A 23,822-nucleotide genomic window follows, 5' to 3' on the forward strand; every position below is an offset into this window, starting at 1 on the left:
CGCCATGATGGACATGCTGCCGGAACTTCTCCCGGCCATTATGGCGACCATCATCGCCATCACCCTGCACGAGGCCGCGCATGGCTATGCGGCCCTCTGGCTCGGCGACCCGACGGCCAAGCTCATGGGCCGGCTGTCGCTCAACCCGATCCGCCACGTGGACCCCGTGGGCACGCTGCTGGTTCCGGGCTTCCTGCTCGTCTCGCAGCTGCTGGCCACCGGCCAGGTGGATGTGATGTTCGGCTGGGCCAAGCCCGTGCCGGTCGATATCCGCAACCTGCGCGACCCGCGCTCGGGCATGATGTGGGTCGCCGCCGCCGGGCCGGCCATGAACTTTGGCCTGGCCTTCATCGCGGCCCTGCTGGTGCATGCGGTGGGGCTGGCGGACAGCTTCCTCTCGGCCGAATCGATGACGCTGGTCTACCGCTTCCTCGGATTGTCCATCCTCGCGAATCTGGTGCTCGGCCTGTTCAATCTCTTTCCGGTGCCGCCCCTCGATGGCGGCCGCATCATGGTGGGGCTGCTCCCCTATCGGGCGGCCATGGCCTATGCGCGGCTGGAGCGATACGGGCTGTTCCTGGTGATCGGCATCCTCTTCCTGCTGCCGATGGCGATCCCGGCCTTCCAGCCCATGGAGGCCTTCATCCGCCATATCGTGCGCCCGGCCTTCGCCTTCGTCCTCCGCGCCGCGGGGCTCGGGACGCTGTGAGCGCCCCGGCCGCGAACCCCGCCGCCGAAAGCCTCGTTCTGGACCTCGAGGGCTTCCAGGGCCCGCTGGACGTGCTGCTGGAGCTCGCGCGGGCGCAGAAGGTCGATATCCGCCAGATCTCCGTCCTCGCCCTGGCCGACCAGTTTCTTGCCATCGTCGAGGGCGCGCGGCGGGTCCGGTTGGAGCTGGCGGCGGAATGGCTGGTCATGGCCGCCTGGCTCGCCTGGCTGAAGTCCCGCCTGCTGCTGCCCGAGGAGGAGCGCGAGCCCGAGGAGGAAGACCCCCTCCTGGCCGCCAACCGCCTCACCGAACGGTTGGCCGAGCTCGACCGCATGCGTGTGGTCGCCGCCTGGCTGGGCGCCCGCGCGCAGCTCGGCCGGGAGACCTTCGCCCGGGGCGCGCCGGAATCCCTGCGGGTGGAGGACCGCTCCGGCCTCGTGGCCGACCTCTCCACCCTGCTGCGCGCCTATGCCACCGCCCGCCGGCGGGGCGCGGCCGACCGGCCCTTCACGCCCAAGCCGCGCAAGCTCTGGTCGGTGGCCGAGGCGCTGGCGCGGCTGCAATCGCTGATCGGCGATGCGCCGGGCTGGAACAAGCTCTCGACCTTCCTGCCGGAGGGGATGCTTTCGCCGCTCGACCAGCGCGCCGCGCTGGCGAGCACCTTGATCGCCGCGCTCGAGGCCGCCCGTGGGGGCAGCGTCGAGCTGCAGCAGGAGGGGATCTTCGCCCCGATCCTGCTGCGGAAAACCGAAGGGGATCTGCGACATGTCGCCTGACCAGAACACGCCGGAGCAGGGCGACTTCGACCGCGCGCTCCGCATCGCCGAGGCCCTGATCTTCGCGACCGACCGGCCGGTGCCGGCCGCCCGCGTGCAGCTGGCGCTGCCCGAGGGGGTGGAGGCCATCACCGTGCTGACGGCGCTGGCCGCGCAATCCGCGGGCCGCGCCGTGGAGCTCGTCGAGGTCGGCGGGGGCTGGGCCTTCCGCACGGCGCTGGACCTGGCCCCGGCCATCACCCGGGTGGTCGAGGTGCCGCGGCGCCTGCCGCGCGCGGCCATGGAGGCACTGTCCATCGTCGCGTACCACCAGCCCGTCACCCGCGCCGAGATCGAGGAGATCCGCGGCGCGGCGCTGGCCCAGACCACGCTGGACCAGCTGCTGGATGCGGGCCTCGTGACCTCGCGCGGCCGCAAGGAGACGCCGGGCCGGCCGACCCTCTGGGGCACCACGCCGAAGTTCCTGGACCAGTTCGGCCTCAAGTCGCTGTCGGAGCTGCCCCGCAAGGAGGAGCTCGTCTCCAGCGACATCACCGCGATCGAGCTTTCGGGCGGTCCCAACGGTGCGCCGCCCCTCATCGAGGATCAGCCGCATGCGGCGCCCGAGGAGATGGACACGCCCCCATCCCGCCCGCAAAAGGCGGCATGAGCCTTCGCCTTACCGATATCCGCCATGCTTTCGGCCCGCGCGAGGTCCTGCGCGGCGTGACGCTGGAGGTCGGGCCGGGGGAGACCATCTGCCTGCTCGGCCCCTCCGGCGATGGCAAGACCACTTTACTCCGCCTCGTGGCGGGGCTGGAGCCGCTGCAGCATGGCCGCATCGAGCTCGCGGGCCGCGTGCTGGCCGAGCCGGGGCGCGAGGCGCCGCCCGAGGCGCGGAAGGTCGGCTTCGTCTTCCAGGACTACGCGCTGTTCCCGCATCTCACCGTGGGCGACAACGTGGCCTTTGGCCTGCGCCATTTTCCGCGCGCGGAACGGGGAAGGCTGGTGGCCGAGGCGCTGGACCGGGTCGGCCTGGCGGGCCGCGTGGAGACCTGGCCGCACCAGCTTTCCGGCGGGCAGCAGCAGCGGGTGGCCCTGGCCCGTGCGCTGGCGCCCAAGCCGCAGGTCCTGCTGCTGGACGAGGCCTTTGCCAGCCTCGACACCCGGCTGCGCGAACAGGTGCGCGACGACACGCTGAAGGTGCTGGAGCAGGCGGGCATTCCCGCCCTCATCGTCACGCATGACGCCGAGGAGGCCATGTTCATGGCCGACCGCATCGCCCTGATCCGGCAGGGGCAGGTGGCGCAGCTCGGCACGCCGGAGGAGCTCTATCTCCATCCCGCCGATCCCTTCGTGGCGGGCTTCCTGGGCGAGGTGAACCGGCTGCCGGCCCATGTCTCGCAGGGCTTCGCGACCGGCGCGCTGGGTGGCATTCCGGCCCCCGGGCTTCCGGACGGCCCGGCCGAGCTTTTCCTGCGGCCCGAGGGCCTGCGCATCCTCCCGCAAGGGGAGGGGACGGCGGCCGAGGTCCTGTCCTGCCGGCTGCTGGGGCCGCAGATGCGGGCGCGGCTGAGGATCGGAGACGGGCAGGAGCTGAATGCCCGCCTGCCGCCCGGCCTCCGCCTGAGCCGCGGAGACCGCGTCGGCCTCGCTTTCGATTCCGAAAGGGCCTTCGCTTTTCGCGCCGGGCAGGGTGCAACCTCGGCGCCGAGCGACTAAGTAGAGGCGGGCCCGCATTGGCGGCGCGCCAGAGCCCTGTTATCCAGGACAAATGACGCCGGTATCCGAATTGGGGATGTAATGCTCGACCTCGCCTGGTCCGAGATCATGTTGGTGGCCGTGGTGGCGCTGGTGGTGATTGGTCCCAAGGACCTGCCCGGCGCCATTCGGGGCGTTGCTGACCTCGTGAAGAAGGGCAAGAAGCAGCTTGCCCAGTTCCAGCAGCAGGCCGACGAGCTCGTGCGCGAGGCCAAGCTGGAGGACGTGCGGAACCAGATCGCCGACGTGAAGGGCGCGCTGAACGAGATCCGTCGCTTCGACCTGAAGGGCCATATCGAGAAGACCGTCGATTCGGACGGCACCCTCTCCAAGACCTTCAACGACAGCCCGGTTTCCTCGACGCCCGCCTGGAAGCCGCCGCCGACCGCCGCCGACACGCCCGACGCCCCGGCGATGATCCCGCCGCAGACCATGGCGCCCTACAAGGCGCCGGAGCCTGAGCCGGCGCCCGATGCGCCCTCCTTCGTGCCGCCCTCCACCCCGGCCCCGCTGAACCTCTCGCCCGCGCCGCTTCCGGCCGCGCCGGCGGCGGAGGCCGTGACGGTCGAGGAACCTGCGGTCGAGAAGCCGGTGGAAGCCGCCGTTTCGGCCGCGCCGTCCGCCGCGCCAGCCCCTGCCGCGTCCCCGGCTTCGGCCGACGCGGCCAAGATCGTCTGAGGCCCGCCGTGTCCACAACCGCCGAAGACGAAGATCCCATCGACGACAAGCCGATGCCGCTGATGGACCACCTGATGGAGCTGCGCCGGCGGCTCCTCTGGTCGGCCATCGCCTTCCTCATCTCCTTTGGCGTCTGCTACTATTTCTCGCAGCAGATCTACGGCTTCCTCGCCCGCCCGCTGGCCACCATCCTGCAGGAGCAGGGCGGCGGCGACCGGCGCATGATCTTCACGGCGCTCTACGAGGCCTTCTTCACCTATCTGAAGGTGGCCTTCTTCGGCGCGGTCTTCTTCTCCTTCCCGATCTGGGCGACGCAGCTATGGCTGTTCATCGCGCCCGGCCTCTACCGGTCCGAGAAGCGGGCGGTGACGCCCTTCCTCGTCGCTTCCCCCATCCTTTTCCTGATGGGCGCGGCGCTGGCCTACTACTTCATCTTCCCGCTCGCCTGGCATTTCTTCATCAGCTTCGAGACGCCGGCAGGCGCGGGCTCCGTGCCGATCCAGCTCGAGGCGAAGGTCAGCGAATATCTCTCGCTGGTCATGCACATGATCCTGGCCTTCGGCATCGCCTTCCAGATGCCGGTCGCGCTGGTGCTGCTGTGCCGCGTCGGCATCCTGAGCGTGGCAGGCCTGCGGAAGGGCCGGCGCTACGCGATCGTGGGCATGTTCGCACTGGCCGCGATCATCACGCCGCCGGACGTCATCAGCCAGGTCGGTTTGGCCATCCCGCTGATCCTGCTCTACGAGATTTCGATCCTCTTCGCCGTCTGGGTGGCGCCCAAGCCGCCGGAGGAAACGAAGTGAGGACGTGGCGGCAGAACGGCCGATCGTGACCCTGCGCTTCACGATTTGAGCGGCCTTCCCAACCGGGAGGGCCAGGGGCCTACATTACGGGGCCGAATGCGCTGCCGGAGCGGCGCGGCCCCCTGGATCGGTGATCTGACATGCATGATATCCGAGCGGTAAGGACCGACGCGGCCGCCTTCGACGCGGCCATGGCACGGCGAGGCATGGAGCCGCAGTCGGCGGCCATCCTGGCGCTGGACGAGGCGCGGCGCGCGGCCATCGCCCTGACCGAGGGCGTCCAGGCCAAGCGCAACGCGCTGTCCCGCGAGATCGGCGCCGCCATGAAGCGCGGCGACAAGGCGGAGGCCGATCGGCTCAAGGCCGAGGTCGCCGCCACCGTCGCGGAAGCCGAGGGCGCCGAGGTCGACGCCAAGGAAGCGGCCGTGACGGAGGCGCTCTCCGTCCTGCCCAATATCCTCGATCCCGAGGTGCCCGAGGGCCGGGACGAGGCCGACAACGTCGTCATCCACACGCATGGCGAGCCGGCGCGCCCGAATTTCGAGCCGAAGCAGCATTTTGAGCTCGGCGAGGCGCTCGGCCTCATGGACTTCGCCGCGGCCACCAAGCTCGCGGGTTCCCGCTTCACCGTGCTGCGCGGCGCACTCGCCCGGCTGGAGCGCGCGCTCGGCCAGTGGATGCTGACGCTGCACACCGACCAGCACGGCTATACCGAGACGGCGGTGCCCTACCTCGTGAACGCGGCCACCATGCATGGCACGGGGCAGCTGCCGAAGTTCGAGGAAGACCTCTTCAAGACGACGGATGGCCGCTACCTCATCCCGACCGCCGAGGTGCCGCTGACCAACCTCGCGCGCGATGAGATCCAGCCAGAGGCGGCCCTGCCGCTGCGCTTCACCGCCCTCTCGCCCAGCTTCCGCAGCGAGGCCGGCAGCGCCGGGCGCGACACGCGCGGCATGCTGCGACAGCACCAGTTCAGCAAGGTCGAACTCGTTTCCATCACGAGGCCGGAGGAGAGCGACGCCGAGCACGAGCGCATGACGCAATGCGCCGAAGCCGTGCTGACCGCCCTCGGCCTCACCTGGCGCCGCATCTTCCTCTGCGCCGGCGATACCGGCTTCAGCGCGGCCCGGACCTATGATCTCGAAGTCTGGCTGCCGGGCCAGCAGGCCTGGCGCGAGATCTCCTCCTGCTCCAACTGCCGGGACTTCCAGGCGCGCCGCATGAAGGCGCGCTACCGCCGGGGCAAGGACAATGTGCTGGTCCATACCCTGAACGGCTCGGGCGTCGCGGTCGGCCGTGCGCTCATTGCGGTGATGGAGACCCATCAGCAGGAGGATGGGAGCATCCTCATCCCCGAGGTCCTGCGGCCCTGGATGGGTGGGCTGGAGCGCATCTCGGCAGGGTAGGGGCGCATCCCGGCCCTGCGTGGGGCCGGGCTGACTTCCCGGGACGCCCTGCTTAGGATGCTTCGTAAACCATGCGGAACGTCCCCGTGAGCAGCCAACAGACCGCCATGAAAGCAGCCCCAGCGCCCTCGGCCGCGTCCGCGCCCCTGGCCCCGGCCGTCGACAACACCACCTTCGCCGTCATCCTGTCGCTCAGCTTCTGTCACCTGCTGAACGACATGATGCAGTCGCTGGTGCCGGCGCTCTACCCGATCCTGAAGGACGCCTATGGGCTGGACTTCGCGCAGATCGGCCTGATCACGCTGGCCTTCCAGTGCACGGCCTCGCTTCTCCAGCCGCTGGTCGGCATCTACACCGACCGCCGGCCCATGCCCTATTCGCTGCCCATCGGCATGAGCTCGACGCTGGTCGGGCTGCTGCTGATGGCACATGCCCATTCCTATCCGATGATCCTGCTGGCGGCCGCGTTGATCGGCGTCGGCTCCTCGGTCTTCCATCCGGAGGCGTCGCGCGTGGCGCGCTTGGCCTCGGGCGGGCGGTACGGCCTCGCACAGTCCCTGTTCCAGGTCGGCGGCAATACGGGCTCGGCGATCGGGCCGCTGCTCGCGGCCTTCGTGGTGGTGCCGCACGGGCAGCAGAGCCTGGTCTGGTTCTCCGCCGCGGCGCTGCTGGCCATGCTGATCCTGGTCCAGGTGGGCACCTGGTACGCCCGGAACCGCGTCGCGAAGACGGCCGTTCGCAAGGCGGCGGGCACCCCTCACGGGCTCTCCCGGAATCGTGTGGCCTTCGCGATCGTCGTGCTGGTGGCGCTGCTCTTCTCGAAGAACGTCTATACGGCGAGCCTCAGCTCCTACCTGACCTTCTACCTGATCGACCGTTTCGCGGTCTCGGTGCAGGCGGCGCAGGTGATCCTCTTCGTCTTCCTGGGCGCGCTGGCGGCCGGCCTCGTCATCGGCGGCATCGTGGGCGACCGGGTGGGGCGCCTGCCCATCATCTGGTTCTCCATCCTGGGCGCGCTGCCCTTTACCATGGCGCTGCCCTACGCCGATCTGTTCTGGACCGTGGTGCTGGCCGTGCTGATCGGCCTGATCATGTCCTCGGCCTTCCCGGCGATCCTGGTCTATGCGCAGGAGCTGCTGCCGGGGCGCGTCGGCCTCGTGGCTGGCCTGTTCTTCGGCTTCTCGTTCGGGCTGGGCGGCCTCGGCGCCGCGGGGCTCGGCGAGCTGGCGGACCGGACGAGCATCGCCACGGTCTATGCCGTCTGTGCTTATCTGCCGCTGCTCGGCCTGCTGACGGTATTCCTGCCGAAGCTGCCCAGCCGCTGAAGGAGGAAGGGCCCATGACCACCGCCGCTCTCTGGACCGATGCGCAGGTCGAGGCCGATCCTCGGGTGAAGGCCGTCTTCGACGACATCCGCGCCGTGCGGAAGTCGGACTTCGTCAACAACTTCTGGCGCGCGCTGGCCAACCAGCCGGCCGTGCTGGAGCGCACCTGGTCCTCCCTCAAGGACGTCATGATCGCGCCGGGCGCGCTCGATCCGCTTACCCGCGAGCTCATCTACATCGCGGTCTCGACCGCGAATGGCTGCAGCTACTGCATCCATTCCCATACGGCGGCGGCGCGGGCCAAGGGGATGACGGAGGCGCAGCATGGCGATCTCCTCTCGGTCATCGCCATGGCCTCGCAGACCAATGCCCTCGTCACCGCGCTTCAGGTGCCCGTCGACCCGGCCTTCATCGTCGAGTGATCAGCCGGCCAGCGGCTCCAGCCGGAAAGCCCCTCCGTCCCGGATGACGCGGGCATAGCCCGTGAGGTGGCTGCCGCCGACGATCCAGCCTTCCGCGGCGGCGCGGGCGAGGAGGGTCCTCCTGGTCCGGACGGCCGTGGCGGGATCGAGGTCGAAGAAGAGGCCGGCTCCCGGATCGCTGGACTGCAGCTGCGCCAGATGCAGCGCGTCAGCCCAGAGCAGGAGCTTCGTGTCGCCCTGCGACAGCAGGTATCCGCCCTGGCCAGGCGTGTGGCCCGGCAGCGCGATCAGCTCGATCTCCGGCGTGATCGCCCCGAAGGGAACCGGGCGCAGGCGGTCGCCATAGGTCGCAATCAGCCGCGCGGTGATCTCGAAGCCGCTGCGCCGCTTCTCGGGCAGGGCCAGGCGCTCGGCGTCATTGGTGAAGAAGGCGAGCTCGGCGGCCGGCAGCAGGATCTTCGCGCGCGGGAAATACGGCGCGTCGGCCTCGCCGAGCAGGCCCAGGGCATGGTCGCCATGGACATGGGTCAGCAGGATCCGGTCGACATCCCCGGGTTCGACCCCGGCCTCGCTCATCGCCTTCCGGGCATGGCCGAGATGCGGGCCCCAATGCGGCCCCGTGCCGGCGTCGATCAGGCTGATGCCGTCCGGGCCCCGCAGCAGATGGACATTCACGTCGAAGCTGAGCGGCCGATCGCCCCAGGCGTCCATGGCGAGGGCCCTGGCCTCCTCGCCATCCTCATGGATCAGGACCTCGCGGCCGATCTCGAAGATCCCGTCGACCAGGGTGTCGATCCGGATGGCGCCGAGATGAAAGGGATCTGTCGTCATTCTTGCCTGCCTAGACTGGTAGCCGCAGCCGTGCCCGCAGCCCGCCCATCGGGCTCTGCTCCAGCATGATGTCGCCCCCATGCGCGCGCACGATGTCGCGCGCAATGGCGAGGCCGAGGCCGGTTCCGGTGGCGGATCCGCTGCTGAAGGGCCGGAAGGCCTCCGCGCGCTCCGCGGCCGGGATGCCGGGCCCGTCGTCGTCGACCGTGAGTTCCGCCCAGCTGCGCCCGGCCTCCTCCAGCGGCGTCACGCCGATGGCGATCCGGCGGGCATGCCGCCGAGCATTGTCCAGCAGGTTGCCCAGGGCGCGCTTGAGCGCGTCGGGCCGCAGCGGCAGCACCAGCTTGTCGGGCGTCGCGACCTCCACGGCGGCGCCGCTGCGGCGCGCCTTGGCCACGATGTCCTCCACCAGGTCCACGAGGTCGGCGGGCTGGGGCGCCTCGGTGCGCTCGCCGCGGGCGAAGGCGAGGTAGCTCTCCACCATCCGCTCCATCTCATCGAGATCCTGGTTGAGGGCGGCCACGTCCTCGTCGGTCTCGGGGGATCGCGGGAACATCGCGAGGGCGAGCCGCATGCGCGTGAGCGGTGTGCGCAGGTCGTGGCTGATGCCGGCCAGCATCTCGGTCCGCTGGTTCACGAAGCGCAGGATGCGCTCCTGCATGGCGTTGAAGGCCAGCGCTGCCTGCCGCACCTCGCGCGCGCCCTCGGGCTTCATGGGGCCTGCCTCGCGGCCCAGACCGAAGGCCTCCGCGGCCTCGCCCAGGCGGCGGATGGCGCGCACCTGGTTCTTCATGAACAGCACCGCGATACCGGCCAGCAGCAGGGCCGAGCCGACCAGCCAGAACACGAAGACATAGAGCGTGGTGGTGAAGAGCCGCTTGCGTGGTGCTTCGACGCTGAGGATGCCGGTGGCGGTCTGCACCCGGATGACGAGGGATTGCGGGTCGCTCTGCCAGTCGGCATCGAAGGTGAAGTTCATCCGCTCGCGCAGCGCGTTGGTGAGGTCCTGCTCGAGGGGAAGGAGCGGGTTCCAGGCCGGGCGGGAGGGAGGCACGCCCAGCAGCGCGCCCGGCTCGAAGCCCAGGGAAAGGCCGAGGCGCCAATTGGCCTCGCGCAGGATCTCGGGGCGCCGGGCCTCGGGCATCGTGTCCATGAGCGTCGCGACGAAGGCGACGTCGCCGGCGAGGCCTGCGGTGAGTCGGCGGGAGATGACGTCGAGGTGCCCGCCGTAGAAGAGCTGCAGCGCCACGGCCTGCACGACCACGAGCGGCAGCAGCATGATCAGCAGGGTGCGCGCCAGCAATCCGCGCGGCAGCAGGGAGCTGATGCGGCGGAGGAGCGACTTGTCGGGGCGTTTCACGGCCCGGGTCTCAGCACGTAGCCCTTGTGCCGGATGGTGTGCAGGAAGCGCGGCTCGCGCGGGTCGAGCTCGATCTTGCGGCGCAGGCGCGTCACCTGCACGTCCACGCTGCGCTCCCCGGCATCGGGCGTGCCGAGCGCGACCGCGATGTCCTCGCGCGACAGCACTTCGCCCGCGCGCCGGGCGAGGGCGCTGAGCAGCGCGGCCTCGCCGCCGGTCAGGCGCTGGGTGCCGTCGGGGCCGCGCAGCTCGCAGCGCTCGGCGTCGAACCAGCGCTGGCCGAGCTGGATCGGGCCCGAGGGCATGGGCGCGGCGGAGGGCGCGGGTGCGGCGCGCCGCAGGATGGTGCGGATGCGCAGAGCGAGCTCGCGCGGGTCGAAGGGCTTGGCGAGGTAGTCGTCGGCGCCGTGCTCGAAGCCGGCCACTCGGTCGTCCGGGGCGCCGCGGGCGGTCAGCATCAGGATGGGCGTGTCGTGGCCGTCGCGCCGCAGGCCCTCGGCGAGCTCGAGGCCGGTTTCGCCCGGCATCATCACGTCCAGCACCAGCAGGTCGAAGGCCATGGCGCCGATGGCCGCCCGGGCTTCCGCGGCGTCGCCGGCGACGGCCACGCGATGGCCCTGCTCCGCGAGGAAGCGCTGCAGCAGCGCGCGCAGGCGGGCGTCGTCGTCGACGACCAGGATATCCGCGGTCGGTTCGGCCATGGCAGGGTCTCCGTTCAGGCCCGGCCGGCGCCGGCCGGGCGGGGCGCCGGGCCAGGCGCCGAACTGGGCGAGAAGGTGGGCGTGGTCCGGCCGGGGGCGGCCGATTTCTCCAGGGCTTCGAACTGCGCGCGGGCATCGGGGCCCATCAGGCCGCGCATCACCTGGCGGAAGCCTTCCACGGCCTGCGGGCCGGCCTCGCGATAGGCCCGCAGCACCCATTCGCGCTGTGCGGCGAAGAGGCGCTGCTCCAGCGCGCTGCCCTGCTCGGTGAGGGTGAGGAGGCGCTGGCGCTTGTCCTTGAGGCCGGGCGCCTGCTTCACGTAGCCCTGCTCGATGAGGGGCTGCAGCACGCGGCCGAGCGACTGCTTGGTGATGTCCAGGATGGCCAGCAGCTCGCCGACCTTGATGCCCGGCGCGCGGCCGACGAAATGCAGCACGCGGTGATGCGCGCGGCCCATCTCCATGGTGGCGAGGATGCGGTCGGGGCCGGCGGTGAAGTCGCGATAGCCGAAGTAGAGAAGATCCTGGGCGAGGCGAAGCTCCTCCTCGCGGAGGAAGAGAAGATTGCGCGCCGCGCCCATGCCGCGAGGGGCCTCCGGCTTCATCGGTTCCGTCCTTTCGGACATATCTACGCCGCTCCCAGTTTTAGTCAGATTCGTTGACATATTTAGTTCGGTCATTCCTCTGATCCAGGGCCCGGCCGGCGGATTTGGGTGACGGAAAGGGGGAGCGCCGATGCGCTGCGCGGTTCCTGTGCCCGAATCGGCGTCGACGTGCCCTGGTGCCCCGCCATACTATGCCTTGACCCCTTTCGCGCGCGAGGGCGGCGCCATGCCAACCCTCCGCGCGCCTTCCCGGACCTATTGCTGCGGAAGGCCTATTGCTGCGGAAGGATGGTGATCCTGCCGACGGCCTGGCGGGCGAAGAAGGCCGGGCGGTACATGTCCGCCACCTCGGCGCCCGGCAGTTCGAAGCGGCCCGCCGTCACCGCGCGCAGCCGGACCGCCAGGCGGAAGTCCCGGCGCTCTGCGTTGAAGGTGACGGCCGCGGCCACCCGGTCGTCGAGCGCGGGCGTCGCATCGGGCTCCGCCAGCTCGCCGAGGCCCGGAAGGCCGGGCACCGCGCCCGGCCCGAGCCGCGCCTGGATTTCCCAGCCGGCGGGCAGGCCCTGGCTGATCATCGCCAGATGCTCCTGGCCCGATTCCGCCCGCGCCTCGATCACCATCAGGAAGGAGGTGCCGGAGCGCAGCTGGTCCAGGTTCAGCTCCATGCCCTGGAGGTCGAGGAAGCGCCGGCGGATGGTCATGGCGTTCCGCCCCGCAGGCAGCGCTTCCGTCGGGATACCCGTGACGGTCAGCGTGACCGGCAGCGGCGCGTCGCCCAGGTTGCGCAGCACGCCGCCCGCCGTCGCGTTGAAGACCCGTGGCGCCGCATTGCCATCGAAGGCGGCGCGTACCGGCCGCCCGTCGCGGCCCAGCGAGGCCGCGGCGAGCACGGCCCAGGCGGCCTCCTGGGTGGAGGCGGCCGCCGGCGTCAGCTCCGGACCGGGCAGCCGTTCGGTCGCCTGCTGGATCATCGCCGCCGGGGCCTGCGCTTCCTTCAGCAGCACGAGCACCGCCATCGCATCGCGGGCGGCGCTGCCATAGTCGTAGAGCCAGTCGCGCCGGGCCGGCGCCGCCAGCGCGGCGGCGAAGGCGCGTTGAGCCCGATCGTTGTCACCGGCCCGGGCGAAGGCCGCGGCGAGCTGGGCGCGCGCCAGCGGCGTCGGCAGGCGATCGAGGCTCTCCATCAGGCGCCGGGCGGCGCCCAGCCGGTGCCGGCCGGCGAGCGAGAGCGCGTTCAGCCGCGCGGCCTGGGCGGCGAACTCCGTCGGCTCGTTGGCCGTGGTGTCCTCCAGCCGGGTGGCCAGGTCGTCCAGCGCGGCATCGAGCGCGGCCGTCGCCACCGTGGCGCCGGCGGTGCGGGCGCGGATCAGCGCTTCCGCCGCATAGGCCGAGGTCCAGAATTCCGGCTCGCCCTGCGCCGACCAGAGGCCGAAGCTGCCGTCATAGCGCTGGCGGGACAGGATGCCGTCCACCGCGCGCTGCAGCAGCGCGGCCTGCTGGGGCGTGCTGCCCTCGCTGATCGCCGCGCCGATGCCCAGCGCGCGCGAGGAAAGCTGCTCCAGGCAGGTATAAGGATAGATCTCCAGCCCGCGCAGCATGCCCTCGGCATCGAAGCGGACCGGCGTGCCGAGGCGCGCCGTCGCGCGCCAGGCGCCGGGCAGGAAGCGGGTGGCGTTGGGTGCCAGCCGCAGCTCCTGGCCCGGGGCCAGCTCGCTCAGCGTCGTGACCGAGGTGAGAGCGCGCGAGGAGCGCACCTCGATGCGGGACTCACGGGTGGCGGCGAAGCCCCCGGGGCCGCCGACGGCGAGGCGAAGGGTTCCCTCGCCGGCACCGGTCGCGCGCAGGGTCGTGCTGGGCTGGGCGCGGGCGCCCGTGGCCAGGCGCGCGGCAAGGCGGGCCGGGCCGCCGAGGGCGATGGCGCCCTCCGCAGTCAGCGTCGCGCTCACCTCGCCTTGCGGGAGCTCGAGATTGTGCAGGAGGACGGGCAGGGTTGCTTCGTCGCCCGGGGCGAGGAAGCGCGGCAGCAGCGCCTCGGCCAGGACCGGGTCGCGGACTGTCATGGCCCGGCTTGCCGAACCGATGCGCGGCCCCTGCCAGGCCACGGCCATCAGCCGCAGCTCGCCCGCGAAGTCCGGGAGGTCGAGCGGGATGGTGGCGCGGCCATTGGCATCGGTTTCCACCACGCCGCTGAACAGCACGACGTTGCGCTGCGGAATGGGCAGCAGGCCAAGGTCGCCCGTCTCGTCGCCGCCCTGGCGCAGCACGGCCGGGGTGGCATCGTCGGGGCGGATGAGGCGGCCGTAATCGTCGCGGATATCGACGCCGAGGGTGCGGCGGCCGGTGTAATGCGCCAGCGGATCGGGCGAGGCGAAGCGGGTGAGGCGCAGGATGCCCTCATCCACGGCGGCCAGCGTCAGATGGACCGAGGCACTGCCTCCCGTGACGGTGACGGGCACCTCCACGCGAGTGCTGGGCCGCGCCCGCTCGGGCCCGCCGATCGCGACGTCCAGGCGGCGCGCGGCGGGGTCGATCTGCACCCAGGCCAGGCCGAGCGCGCGGCCCGGCGAGGTGGCGGGAGCGCCGGCCCTGAAGACGGTGACGGCGACATAGGCGCCGGGACCCCAGGCCGGGTCGGCGGTCAGCGGAACATCGGTGCCGCCCTCCGGCACGTCGACCTCGCGCACCGTCATCAGCCGGTCGGTCAGGACGGCGAGGCTGGCGCGGCCCGCGAAGGGCGCGGTCACCCGCACCGTCACCGTGTCGCCCGGCGCGTAGCTCTGGCGGTCGGCCGCGACATCCACCTTGTCGGGAACCTCGGCCGACTCGCTCGACACCCAGCCGGAGCGGAAGCGCACCGAGGCGATGGCCAGGCCGTTCGCCTCCCGCGCTTCGAGCCGGTAGCGGCCGAAGGGCAGGCTGCGGGCGAAGCGGGCCGGCGCCTCGGCCGCGGTGCGGACCGTCGCGGTGTCGACCGGCTCGTCGGTCCAGACGGTCTCGTAGCGGGTGGCGCCGCCGCGCAGCACGACGCGCCAGTCCGGCTTCTCGCGGACGAGGCGCAGGCTGAGCTCCGCCGGGAGGGTACGCCCCTCCGGATTGGCGACGATCACCTCGAAGGCGGCCTCGGCATTGGCGTCGACTGCCTGCGGGCCGCGAATGCCCACGAGGCGGGGATTGCCGGCGACAGCCAGGGGAAGGCTCGTCCGCGTGGCGCGGCCGCCCGGCTCCTGCACCGAGATGTCCAGCTCGCCGCGCAGCGGGCGGGTGGTGTCCGGCGCGCCGGCCAGGGTCAGCTCCAGCGTGGCGCGGCCCTGATCGTCGGTTTCCGGGACATCGGCCGTGATGAGGTCGGGCGCGAAGCTCTCGTCCTCCAGGCCGAAGAGGTAGCCTCGCAGCTCGGGGAAGGGGTTGCGCTCGGTGACGAGGCGCAGCTCGGCGCTGCCCTCAAGGCCGGCGCCCGGCGCGCCGTAGAGAAAGCGGGCCGTGACGGGGATCTCCAGCATCCGGCCGGGCACCAGCGGTCCCGGCACGGGCCCGGCCTCGACGGCGAGACGCTCCGGTACGAAGGCCTCCACCCGGAGGCGCGCCTCGCCGACCGGCGGAGCGTTGGGATCGGTCAGCGCCTCGACCTTCCAGACGCCGGCCGGCGCCGCGGCGGGAAGCGCGACGGGCCAGTTGCCGCCGTCGCGCACCACGGTCTCGGCCGCGACCTGCCCGTTCGGGCGGCGCAGACGCAGGCGCAGCGGCACCTCCGAGGGGACGCCGGCGACGTTCCGCAGCAGCGCCATCACCTGGACGGTCTCTCCCGGGCGGTAGATGCCGCGATCGAGCCAGAGGAAGGCATCGAGCGGACCCGGATGCTCGCGCCCCGTCACGCCGCGGTCGGACAGATCGAAGGAAGCGGCCTCGAGGTCGAGCGCCACGAGGTCGTCGCCCAGGCTGGCATGGAGGGAGACCGGCGCCATCGGGCCTTCGCCGCGCAGCAGGGCGGCGGCGAAGCGCGCGATGCCGTCCGTGCCCGTCTCCGTCTCGGCGAGGATCTCGTTGTTGCGGGACATGAGCGCGATGCGGGTGCCGCCGGCGGGGCGGGAATCTCCGAGGCGGCGGGCCTGCACGGCCAGGCCGCCCTCGCCGCGCCAGGCGGTGAGGCCAAGGTCGGTCAGGATGAGCGGCTGCGCGGTCGCCAGGGAGCCGGCGTCGTTGGTGCCGTCATTCGGCCGCGCAATCATCATATAGAGTCCCGGCCCGGCCTCGCGCACGGCCGGCGGCACGGGGACCGTGACGCGCTGGAGTTGGTTCGCCTCCCCGCGCGGCAGGTCGAGCGTTCCTTCCCAGACCACGCGGCCCCAGGTGTCGGGAATGTCGGTGACCGTCCAGGAATTGATCTGGTCGCCAAGCCGGTTGTCTCGCGTGAAGGGCACGAGGTTGCGCTCGGCCAGCCGCACGACGCGCATCTGCACGCCGGAGATGTTCATGAGCGCCAGCGGCACGCGGGCGTCCTGCCCGCGGGCGAGAAGGAAGGCGCGGCTGTCGAAGGCCAGGCGCGGCCGGCGGTTCGGCATGGCGATGTTGACCGGCGTGTCGCGCATCAGCCGGAGCCCGTCCTCGCCGGGCAGGCCCGCGCGCAGCACGACGCGCGTGCTGCGGCCGAAGGGAAGGCCGACGACGCAGAGCTGGTCGCCGTCGCGCTGGAAGGAGAGGCCAGGGACGGGCGGCTCGGCGCGCATCCAGTCCTGCGGCTGCCAGTCCGTGCGGCGCGCCGGCGGCACGGTGAAGGCGAGGCAGGCGCGGGCGGGCTCGGCCTCCGACTCGGTGTTGAGACGCGCGACCAGCAGGCCGGCAGCGCGGCGCGCCTGGGCGAGCGCGTCGGTATAGCGCGCCTCCTCGGGCGCGCGCTGAACCACCTGTTCCAGCGCCGCGATCTGCTGGGCCGGCCGCTCCAGGCGCTGCAGCGCCTCGGCCACCATCAGCAGCGAGGGGATCTCGGGCGGGCCGGCCGGGACCATGAGGAAATTCTGCCAGGCGGCGGAAAGGGCGCGACCGGCCTCGGGAGGGTTGCGGCGAAGCTGGGCGCGGCCGAGGGAAAGCCATTGCGCGGCCGTCATCTCGCCGAGCGCGGCGCGGTCCTCCCAGGCCTGTGCGGCGGCGGGCCAGTTGTTCTGACGCTCGGCCGCGGTGGCGCGGGTTTCGGCCGCCTGCCGCTGCTGGGCGGTGCCGCCGGCGGGGAAGCGCCTTTCAAGTTGTTCACGATATTGGTTCGAATCCCGTGACAGGCCGGGAAGGTCGAAGGCGTGCGCGGCGGGGGCCAGTAATAGTAACGCAATGATCAACCAGCGACGCATCGAAACATTCCTTCCGCGCTCGTCGACCGCCTGCGCGGATTCTGCGCTGCCGGCCGTGGTTATCGTTGCCTTCCCGCCCTTTGGCTTTTACACCCATTGGTGGTGAATGAAGGCCGGTGTGGTCCCTGGGAATGGCTCGCTCCACTAGCCTAGCCGATGCCTGCATGCACGGGAGCCCACGTTTTCATGATTCTTCGCATGACCGTTCTCGCGCTTCTTGCGGCGTTCCCCGCCGCCGCGCAGACGATTGCCGTGACGACCGACCCTGTGGTGGTGGGGCCCGTGCCGATCGAGATCATGGCCAACGGGACGGTGCAGTCGGAAAGCGTCGTCACGATCCGCACGCGGGTCGACGGACAGATCACCCAGGTTCATGTCAGCGAGGGCCAGGCCGTCCGGCGGGGGCAGCCGCTCTTCACCCTGGATTCACGGCTTAACCAGGCCCTGCTCGCGCAGCAGGAAGCGCAGCTGGCGAGCGCCCGCGCCGCGGCGACGCGCACCCAGCTCGACGCCGCCCGCTACCAGAGCCTGCGCGGCGAGAGCTACGCCTCCCAGCAGCGCTTCGAGCAGGCGCAGGCCGATGCCGCCGCGGCGGCCGCCAACGTCCAGGCGACCCAGGCGCTGATCGCGCAGACGCGCCTCAGCCTCGAATTCGCGCAGATCACCGCGGAGGTGGACGGCGTGCTGGGCGTGCTTCCGCTTCGTGTGGGCAATTTCGTCCGGCAGGCCGATAGCAGCCCCGTGGCGCTGGCCACCATCACACAGACCAACCCCATCCTGGTGCAGTTCAACGTGCCGGAACGCTGGCTGCCGCTCATCCGCCGCGCCACCGGAACCGGGCAGCCCATCGCCGTCCAGGCCCAGGCGGATGGGGATACGGAGCAATCCGTGGAAGGCCAGCTCATCTTCGTGGACAGCCAGGTCGACACGACCACCGGCACGATCATGCTCAAGGCGCGCTTCAACAACGATGCGGGCCGGCTCTGGCCGGGGCAGTACGTGCAGGTGAACCTCTCCCCGGCCACCGAGGACAATGCGATCCTGATCGCGGCCGCCGCGGTCCAGACGGGGCAGCAGGGACGCCACGTCTTCGTGCTGGACGGCGGCGTCGTCAGGCGCCGGACGGTCCAGGTCTCACGCATCGTGGGCGACCGGGCGGTCGTCCAGGGCGAGCTCGCCAATGGCGCGCGCGTCATCGTCGAAGGCGCCCAGCGCGTGCGTGACGGCGTTCGCGCCGAGGAGAGGCCCGCCACGGCAGGCAACCCACGGGTCTCGGCCCTGGAAACCGTCCGATGAACATCTCGGAGCTCTGCATCCGCCGGCCGGTCATGACCTGCCTCCTGATGGCGGCCGCCGTGCTCTCGGGAATCGTGGCCTATACGCGGCTGCCCGTGGCCGCGGTGCCGCGGGTCGACTTCCCGGTCATCTCCGTCTTCGCGACCTTCGCCGGCGCCAGCCCCGAGACGATGGCAACCTCCGTGGCGCTGCCGCTGGAGCGCGAGTTCAGCACCATCGCCGGCCTGGAGAGCATGAGCAGCGTCTCCGGCCAGGACACGCTGCAGCTCACGCTGCAGTTCCAGCTGGATCGCAACATCGACAGCGCCGCCCAGGACGTGCAGGCGGCGATGACCCGTGCGCAGCGCCGCCTACCCATCGAGATGACGATTCCGCCGAGCTACCGGAAGGTCAATCCGGCGGATGCGCCGGTGCTGCTCCTGACCCTTTCGGGCGGCGACACCCCGCTCTACCGCCTCAACGACATCGCCAGCACCATCATCGCCCCCGCGCTCAGCCGCGTGCAGGGCGTGGCGCAGGTGCAGACCTATGGCGAGCAGCTCTACTCGGTTCGCGTGCGCCTGGATCCCGACCGGATCGCCGCCATGGGGCTGGCCTTCGACACGGTGAGCCAGTCGATCATCGCCGCCAATTCCAATGCGCCGGTCGGCCTCCTGACCGGCTCGCGGCAGCAGCTGACCCTGCGCGCCAACGACCAGCCGCAGGATGCGGCCGCCTTCGGAGACCTCGTGGTCGCGGGCCGGGCCTCGGCGCCGGTGCGCCTGAGCGAGATCGCCCGCGTGGCGGACGGCGTGCAGAACGAGCGCGTCGCGAGCTGGCGCAATGGCGAGCGCGCGCTGGTCCTCGCCGTCCTGCGCCAGCCGGACGCCAATACAGTCGACGTCGTGGACGGCGTGCGGGCGAGCCTGCCGGCCCTGCGCGCGGCCCTGCCGCCGGGCGCCGAGATCGGCGTGTTCCTGGACCGCTCGATCTCGATCCGCGCCGCGGTGCATGACGTGCAGGAAAGCATGTTCATCGCCATCGGCCTCGTCGTGCTGGTGTGCTTCCTCTTCCTGCGCCGGGTGAGCGCCACGATCATCCCCTCGGTCGCGGTGCCGATCAGCCTCTGCATGACCTTCGGGCTGATGTACCTGCTGGGCTACGGCATCGATAATGTCACGCTGCTCGGCCTCACCATCGCCGTGGGCCTCGTGGTCGACGACGCGATCGTCGTGCTCGAGGTCATCGTCCGGCACATCGAGGAGGGGATGCATCCCTTCGCGGCCGCGATCCGCGGTTCGAAGGAAGTCGGCTTCACCGTTCTCTCCATCACGCTCTCGCTCATCGCCGTCTTCCTTCCCATCCTGCTGATGGGCGGCGTGGTGGGGCGCGTCTTCAACGCCTTCGCCGCCACCGTCTCGCTGGCGGTGATCACCTCCTGCGTGGTGTCGCTCACGCTGACGCCGCTGATGGCCAGCCGGATGCCGGCCCATGGCAAGCCGGGCTGGCTGGACCGCACGCTGGAGAAGGGGTTCGTCTTCGTCGAGGGCATCTATGCGAGGCTCCTCGGCTACGCCCTGCGCGCGCGCTTCGTCGTCTGGATCGTCTTCTTCATGTCGGTCGGCGCGGCCAGCTGGTTCGCCGTGAATATCCCCAAGGGCTTCTTCCCGATCGAGGATACCGGCCTGCTGCTGGTGAACACCGAAGGCCCGCGCGGCACCTCGATCAACGGCATGGGCGAGATGCAGGGCGAGGTCGCGGAGATCTTCGGTCGTTCGCCCCATGTGGACGCCGTCGTGTCCAATCTGGGTGCGGTGGGCGGCTCGGCCTCGATCAACCAGGGCCGGCTCTTCGTCCAGCTGAAGCCCCGCTCCGAGCGGCCCGATATCCAGACGGTGATGCAGGACCTGCGGCGTGCCGCCGGCGGCGTTCCGGGCATGCGCATCTTCGTGCAGCCCATCCAGAACATCAATTTCGGCGCGCGCCAGTCGCGCACGCTCTACCTCTACACGATGCAGGGCCTGAGGCTGGACGAGCTTTATGACTGGGCGCCCCGGCTCGAGGCCGCGCTGTCGCGGGTGCCGCAGCTGCAGGACGTCAACACCGACCTCCAGCTCGACAGCCCGGTGGTGCTCGTGAACGTGGATCGCGATCGCGCCACGGCGCTCGGCGTCTCCATCGACCAGGTTCGCCAGGCGCTCTTCTCGGCCTTCGGGGCGCGGCAGATCTCGACGATCTACGGCCAGGCCAATGCCTATCCGGTGATCGTGGAGGCCTTGCCCGAGGATCAGCGTGACGAAACCGGCCTCACCAAGCTCTATATCCGTTCGAATACCGGCCGGCTCATTCCGCTTTCCGCAGTGGCCAGCATCGAGCGGCGCTCGGGCCCGCTGACCGTCGCACATCAGGGCCAGCTGCCGGCGGTCACCATCGGCTTCAACACGCCGCCCGGCGTGGCGCTCGGCGATGCCGTGAACGCGATCCGCGCCGTCGAGCGGGAGATCGGCCTGCCGCCGACGATCGTGACCGGCTTCACCGGCTCGGCGCAGGTGTTCCAGCAGGCCCTGGCCGGCCAGGGCTTCCTGGTGATCGCTGCGGTGCTGATCATGTATGTGGTGCTGGGCGTGCTCTATGAGTCGCTGATCCACCCGCTGACTATTCTCTCGGGCCTGCCTGCAGCCGCACTCGGCGCCTTCGCGACGCTGTGGCTCTTCGACCTCGACCTATCGGTGATCGCCGTCATCGGCACGCTTCTTCTCATCGGATTGGTGAAGAAGAACGCGATCATGATCGTGGACGTGGCCCTGACCCGACAACGTGGCGGCGAACCGGTGCTCGATGCGGTTCGCGAAGCCTGCGTGCTGCGCTTCCGCCCGATCATGATGACGACCCTTGCAGCGGCGGCCGGCGCGGTGCCGATCGCGGCCGGCTGGGGCGCGGCAGCGGAGCTGCGGCAGCCGCTCGGCCTCGCCGTCGTCGGCGGTCTGGCCGTCTCGCAGATGCTGACGCTGTTCGTGACGCCGGTTCTCTATCTCGGCTTCGACGGGTTGGCGCAGAAGTTCAGCCGGGGGCGCGGCGCCGTCGTCCACGCGCCGGCCGAGTAGCCGGCAGCTTTCACGGCCGTGAAGAACTCACGCCCTCGGCCGCCCGGCCGGGGGCGTTTTCGTTAGGCCACGGATCAGGCGGCGTATCAGGTCTCGGAAGGCTTGGTCGCGACCGGGAGCTTCTTGCCGCTGACCTCGGAGCCGACATCCTTCTGCAGCCCGAAGGCGAAGGGGATGGAGGCCATGACCACCATCGCGGCGATGAGGAAGGCCGCGGTGAAGTCGCTGGGCCGCAGCACGGCGTCGCCCGAGAAGCCGCGCGTCAGCTCCAGCGACGCCGTCGCCAGCACCACGCCGAGGGCGGGCGCGAGCTGCTGGGCCGTCCCGTAGAAGCTCGTGGCGGCACTCAGCTGGCTGCGGGAGGTGTCGGCGAAGGCCAGGGTATTCAGCGCGGTGAATTGCAGGGAGCGGAACAGGCCGCCGAGCGCCAGGACGGCGAACATCCCCGCGATCGGCCAGGCCGAGGTGAAGAGCGCGCCGGAGGCCACGCCGAGCACCGCCAGCAGGCCATTGCCGATGATGACGGTCCGGAAGCCGAAATGGCGCAGGATGGGGCGCGTCAGCGGCTTCATGGCGAAGGCGCCCAGCGCCGTCGCGAAGGCGACGAAGCCGGCCTCCGAGGCGCTCCAGCCGAAGCCGACCTGGAGCAGCATCGGCACCAGGAAGGGAATGCCGCCGGCGCCGATGCGGAACAGGCTGCCCGCCATGGTGGAGTAGCGGAAGCTCGGGATCGACAGCAGGCTCAGGTCGAGCGCCGGCTTGGGCGCGACGCGGCAGTGGCGGATGGCCAGCAGGGCCAGGACGGCGCCCAGCAGCATCAGCCCTTCCGGCCAACCGGGCGGGAAGATGCCGCGGCCGATGGTCTCAAGCCCCGCCATGAGCGTCGCGAGTGCGCCGCCGACCAGCATAAGGCCCTTCACGTCGGGCGGGCCGGGATCGGTGCGGGGAAGCGGCTCGATCTTCCAGGCGACCATGATGAGGCCCAGCACCGCGACCGGGATGTTGATCCAGAAGACGCTGCGCCAGCCGAAGAGGTCGGTCAGCATGCCGCCCAGCGGCGGGCCGCTGATCGGCCCGATCATGGCCGGCATGGTCAGCCAGGTCATGGCGGTCAGCATCTCGTCCTTGCGGATGCCGCTCAACAGCAGAAGCCGGCCCACCGGCACCATCATCGCGCCGGCCATGCCCTGGACCACCCGCGCCACCACCAGCTCGATCAGGCTGTTCGAAAGGCCGCAGGCCATGGAGGCCACGCCAAAGAGAGCGATCGCGATCAGGAAGACACGCTTCGCCCCGAAGCGGTCGGCGATATAGCCGGAAACCGGGATGAAGACCGTCAGCGCGACCAGATAGGAGGTGATGGCGACGCCGAGTCGTGTGGGTTCCTCGCCCAGGTCGCGGGCCATGGAGGGGAGGGCGGTGACGACCGCCGCGCTGTCCAGGTTCTGCATGAACAGCGCGGAGGCGACGATCATCGCGGTGACGCGGGCATCTGCCATTCGGCGAAGCTAGACCAATACGCGGGCGAGTCGAACCGGGGGTTCCCCGGCTTCGCGATTCGCGGCATGTCCTCATATTCGGACAGGATGTTTCGACCCATGCTGATGCTGACGCCCGGCCCCGTTCAAACCCACCCCACGGTGCGCGCCGCCATGGCGGAGGACATCGCCCCCTGGGATGCCGCGTTCCGCCCCTTCTACACCCGGCTGCGGGAGCGCCTTCGCGCGATCGCCGGCGGCGTCGAGGGGGTGCACGTCACCCTGCCGCTGCAGGTGGCCGGGCACATGATCATGGAGGCCGCGATCCGCACCTTCGTGCCGGCTGGCCGCGCCGTGCTGATCCCGGTGAACGGGCAATATGCCGGCCGTGCCGTGAAGCTGGGCCGCCTGGCGGGCTGGCAGGTCGTGGAGCTGCCGGTTCCCGATTCGCGCGGCGTGACGCCGGCCGAGATCGAGGCGGCGCTGGCCGCCCATCCGGAATGCAGCCATGTGGCGATGGTCTATAGCGAGACCGGCAGCGGCATCGTGAACGACCCGGCGGTGATCGGCCCCGTGGTCCGTGCCGCGGGGCGCCGGCTGATCGTGGATGCGGTTTCGGCCTTCGGCGCGCTGCCGATCGACCTGTCGAAGCAGCCCGAGATCGACACGGTCATCTTCACCTCGAACAAGTGCCTCGAGGGGCTTCCCGGCTTCGCCTTCGCCGTGTCGCGGATCGACAGCTGCGAGGCGGCCGTCGGCAATGCCGGCTCCTGGAGCCTCGATCTCGCCGATGTCTGGGCGAATACGAAGGGCAGCGGCATGGGCACGCTGCGCTTCACCGGGCCGGTGCAGGCGCTGCGCGCGCTCGACGTCGCGCTCGACCGCTTCGATGCGGAGGGCGGGCAGGCGCCTCGCCTTGCGCGCTACCGCGCCAATGCCGATGCGCTTTATCGCGGCCTGAAGGGGCTGGGGCTCACGCCCTATGTCTCGGAGGCGGAGCAGGGACCGATCGTGGTCACCTTCCGGCAGCCGCCGGGCCTGGTGCTCGCCGATTTCGTCGAGGGCCTGAAGCGCCACGGCGTGCTGATCAGCAGCTACTACACCAGCAACGAGCCGAGCTTCCGGATCGGCGCCATCGGCGATGTCGGCCTTGCCGAGATGGCGAAGACGGTGGCGGCCGTGCAGGCCGTCCTCGGCGAGCTCGGCCTCCAGCAGGCGGCCTGAGCGCGCCTGGACCATGACCACCGTGACCGTGACCGCCTCGGGC

Annotated in this window: 18 protein-coding genes; 12 read left to right on the top strand and 6 right to left on the bottom strand. The window is 70.9% G+C overall.

Features of this window, described 5'->3' with window-relative positions:
- Positions 1 to 4 precede the first annotated feature (4 nt).
- The 9 genes from KHU32_RS16090 (at position 5) to KHU32_RS16130 (ending at position 7,862) form a co-directional block, all read left to right on the top strand.
- Positions 5 to 709: a site-2 protease family protein gene (locus KHU32_RS16090; RefSeq protein WP_213671178.1), complete on the top strand. Its 705-nt coding sequence runs from the start codon at positions 5 to 7 to the stop codon at positions 707 to 709.
- Positions 706 to 1,485 (top strand): segregation and condensation protein A, encoded by a 780-nt coding sequence (locus tag KHU32_RS16095; protein WP_213671179.1) that lies wholly within the window; start codon positions 706 to 708, stop codon positions 1,483 to 1,485. The genes KHU32_RS16090 and KHU32_RS16095 overlap by 4 nt, the downstream gene beginning before the upstream one ends.
- The gene (gene scpB / locus KHU32_RS16100) at positions 1,475 to 2,134 is read left to right on the top strand and encodes an SMC-Scp complex subunit ScpB (RefSeq protein ID WP_213671180.1); all 660 of its coding nucleotides are present in this window, start codon (positions 1,475 to 1,477) and stop codon (positions 2,132 to 2,134) included. The genes KHU32_RS16095 and scpB overlap by 11 nt, the downstream gene beginning before the upstream one ends.
- A complete protein-coding gene (locus tag KHU32_RS16105; RefSeq protein ID WP_213671181.1) occupies positions 2,131 to 3,186 on the top strand; it encodes an ABC transporter ATP-binding protein in 1,056 nt (351 codons plus the stop codon). Before scpB ends, KHU32_RS16105 begins: the two co-directional genes overlap by 4 nt.
- 81 nt (positions 3,187 to 3,267) lie before the next feature.
- Positions 3,268 to 3,903, top strand: a complete 636-nt coding sequence (tatB, locus tag KHU32_RS16110; RefSeq protein ID WP_213671182.1) for a Sec-independent protein translocase protein TatB — start codon at positions 3,268 to 3,270, stop codon at positions 3,901 to 3,903.
- A gap of 53 nt (positions 3,904 to 3,956) precedes the next feature.
- Complete coding sequence (tatC, locus tag KHU32_RS16115) at positions 3,957 to 4,706, top strand: twin-arginine translocase subunit TatC (protein ID WP_213671567.1); 750 nt, start codon at positions 3,957 to 3,959, stop codon at positions 4,704 to 4,706.
- Positions 4,707 to 4,846: 140 nt separating this feature from the next.
- Positions 4,847 to 6,115 (top strand): serine--tRNA ligase, encoded by a 1,269-nt coding sequence (serS, locus tag KHU32_RS16120; protein ID WP_213671183.1) that lies wholly within the window; start codon positions 4,847 to 4,849, stop codon positions 6,113 to 6,115.
- A gap of 86 nt (positions 6,116 to 6,201) precedes the next feature.
- Positions 6,202 to 7,440 carry an MFS transporter gene (locus KHU32_RS16125; RefSeq protein ID WP_347265562.1) on the top strand — a complete coding sequence of 413 codons (1,239 nt, stop codon included), beginning with the start codon at positions 6,202 to 6,204 and terminating at the stop codon, positions 7,438 to 7,440.
- 14 nt (positions 7,441 to 7,454) lie between these two features.
- Complete coding sequence (locus KHU32_RS16130; protein WP_213671184.1) at positions 7,455 to 7,862, top strand: carboxymuconolactone decarboxylase family protein; 408 nt, start codon at positions 7,455 to 7,457, stop codon at positions 7,860 to 7,862.
- Here KHU32_RS16130 and aidB read toward each other — a convergent pair whose 3' ends face one another.
- The 5 genes from aidB to KHU32_RS16155 form a co-directional block, all read right to left on the bottom strand.
- Positions 7,863 to 8,693, bottom strand: coding sequence for an AidB family quorum-quenching N-acyl homoserine lactonase (gene aidB / locus KHU32_RS16135; RefSeq protein ID WP_213671185.1), 831 nt, complete (start codon positions 8,691 to 8,693; stop codon positions 7,863 to 7,865).
- 10 nt (positions 8,694 to 8,703) lie between these two features.
- Positions 8,704 to 10,053 (bottom strand): ATP-binding protein, encoded by a 1,350-nt coding sequence (locus tag KHU32_RS16140; RefSeq protein WP_347265563.1) that lies wholly within the window; start codon positions 10,051 to 10,053, stop codon positions 8,704 to 8,706.
- Complete coding sequence (locus tag KHU32_RS16145) at positions 10,050 to 10,754, bottom strand: response regulator (protein ID WP_213671186.1); 705 nt, start codon at positions 10,752 to 10,754, stop codon at positions 10,050 to 10,052. Before KHU32_RS16145 ends, KHU32_RS16140 begins: the two co-directional genes overlap by 4 nt.
- Positions 10,755 to 10,768: 14 nt before the next feature.
- Entirely contained in the window at positions 10,769 to 11,359 is a 591-nt protein-coding gene (locus KHU32_RS16150) for a MarR family winged helix-turn-helix transcriptional regulator (RefSeq protein ID WP_249681252.1), read from the bottom strand.
- 272 nt (positions 11,360 to 11,631) lie between these two features.
- Positions 11,632 to 16,698, bottom strand: coding sequence for an alpha-2-macroglobulin (locus KHU32_RS16155; RefSeq protein ID WP_213671188.1), 5,067 nt, complete (start codon positions 16,696 to 16,698; stop codon positions 11,632 to 11,634).
- Positions 16,699 to 16,896: 198 nt separating this feature from the next.
- Between KHU32_RS16155 and KHU32_RS16160 the strand changes: the two genes are divergently transcribed.
- Together KHU32_RS16160 and KHU32_RS16165 are read left to right on the top strand one after the other, a co-directional pair.
- Entirely contained in the window at positions 16,897 to 17,994 is a 1,098-nt protein-coding gene (locus tag KHU32_RS16160) for an efflux RND transporter periplasmic adaptor subunit (protein WP_249681253.1), read from the top strand.
- A complete protein-coding gene (locus KHU32_RS16165; protein WP_213671190.1) occupies positions 17,991 to 21,077 on the top strand; it encodes an efflux RND transporter permease subunit in 3,087 nt (1,028 codons plus the stop codon). The genes KHU32_RS16160 and KHU32_RS16165 overlap by 4 nt, the downstream gene beginning before the upstream one ends.
- Before the next feature lie 86 nt (positions 21,078 to 21,163).
- Here the strand turns inward: KHU32_RS16165 and KHU32_RS16170 are convergent, their stop codons facing one another.
- Positions 21,164 to 22,576, bottom strand: coding sequence for an MFS transporter (locus KHU32_RS16170; RefSeq protein WP_213671191.1), 1,413 nt, complete (start codon positions 22,574 to 22,576; stop codon positions 21,164 to 21,166).
- Positions 22,577 to 22,675: 99 nt separating this feature from the next.
- Between KHU32_RS16170 and KHU32_RS16175 the strand changes: the two genes are divergently transcribed.
- Positions 22,676 to 23,779: a 2-aminoethylphosphonate--pyruvate transaminase gene (locus KHU32_RS16175; protein WP_213671192.1), complete on the top strand. Its 1,104-nt coding sequence runs from the start codon at positions 22,676 to 22,678 to the stop codon at positions 23,777 to 23,779.
- The last annotated feature ends 43 nt before the right edge of the window (positions 23,780 to 23,822 follow it).

Source organism: Roseococcus pinisoli, assembly GCF_018413645.1.
Lineage (GTDB): Bacteria > Pseudomonadota > Alphaproteobacteria > Acetobacterales > Acetobacteraceae > Roseococcus > Roseococcus pinisoli.

Excerpts from the sequence above, each read along its gene's own strand:
- KHU32_RS16090 (WP_213671178.1), top strand. The coding sequence starts at position 5 with ATGATGGACATGCTGCCGGAACTTCTCCCGGCCATTATGGCGACCATC.
- scpB (WP_213671180.1), top strand. The coding sequence starts at position 1,475 with ATGTCGCCTGACCAGAACACGCCGGAGCAGGGCGACTTCGACCGCGCG.
- KHU32_RS16105 (WP_213671181.1), top strand. The coding sequence starts at position 2,131 with ATGAGCCTTCGCCTTACCGATATCCGCCATGCTTTCGGCCCGCGCGAG.
- tatB (WP_213671182.1), top strand. The coding sequence starts at position 3,268 with ATGCTCGACCTCGCCTGGTCCGAGATCATGTTGGTGGCCGTGGTGGCG.
- tatC (WP_213671567.1), top strand. The coding sequence starts at position 3,957 with ATGCCGCTGATGGACCACCTGATGGAGCTGCGCCGGCGGCTCCTCTGG.
- serS (WP_213671183.1), top strand. The coding sequence starts at position 4,847 with ATGCATGATATCCGAGCGGTAAGGACCGACGCGGCCGCCTTCGACGCG.
- KHU32_RS16130 (WP_213671184.1), top strand. The coding sequence starts at position 7,455 with ATGACCACCGCCGCTCTCTGGACCGATGCGCAGGTCGAGGCCGATCCT.
- aidB (WP_213671185.1), bottom strand. The coding sequence starts at position 8,693 with ATGACGACAGATCCCTTTCATCTCGGCGCCATCCGGATCGACACCCTG.
- KHU32_RS16145 (WP_213671186.1), bottom strand. The coding sequence starts at position 10,754 with ATGGCCGAACCGACCGCGGATATCCTGGTCGTCGACGACGACGCCCGC.
- KHU32_RS16150 (WP_249681252.1), bottom strand. The coding sequence starts at position 11,359 with ATGAAGCCGGAGGCCCCTCGCGGCATGGGCGCGGCGCGCAATCTTCTC.
- KHU32_RS16155 (WP_213671188.1), bottom strand. The coding sequence starts at position 16,698 with ATGCGTCGCTGGTTGATCATTGCGTTACTATTACTGGCCCCCGCCGCG.
- KHU32_RS16160 (WP_249681253.1), top strand. The coding sequence starts at position 16,897 with ATGACCGTTCTCGCGCTTCTTGCGGCGTTCCCCGCCGCCGCGCAGACG.
- KHU32_RS16165 (WP_213671190.1), top strand. The coding sequence starts at position 17,991 with ATGAACATCTCGGAGCTCTGCATCCGCCGGCCGGTCATGACCTGCCTC.
- KHU32_RS16170 (WP_213671191.1), bottom strand. The coding sequence starts at position 22,576 with ATGGCAGATGCCCGCGTCACCGCGATGATCGTCGCCTCCGCGCTGTTC.
- KHU32_RS16175 (WP_213671192.1), top strand. The coding sequence starts at position 22,676 with ATGCTGATGCTGACGCCCGGCCCCGTTCAAACCCACCCCACGGTGCGC.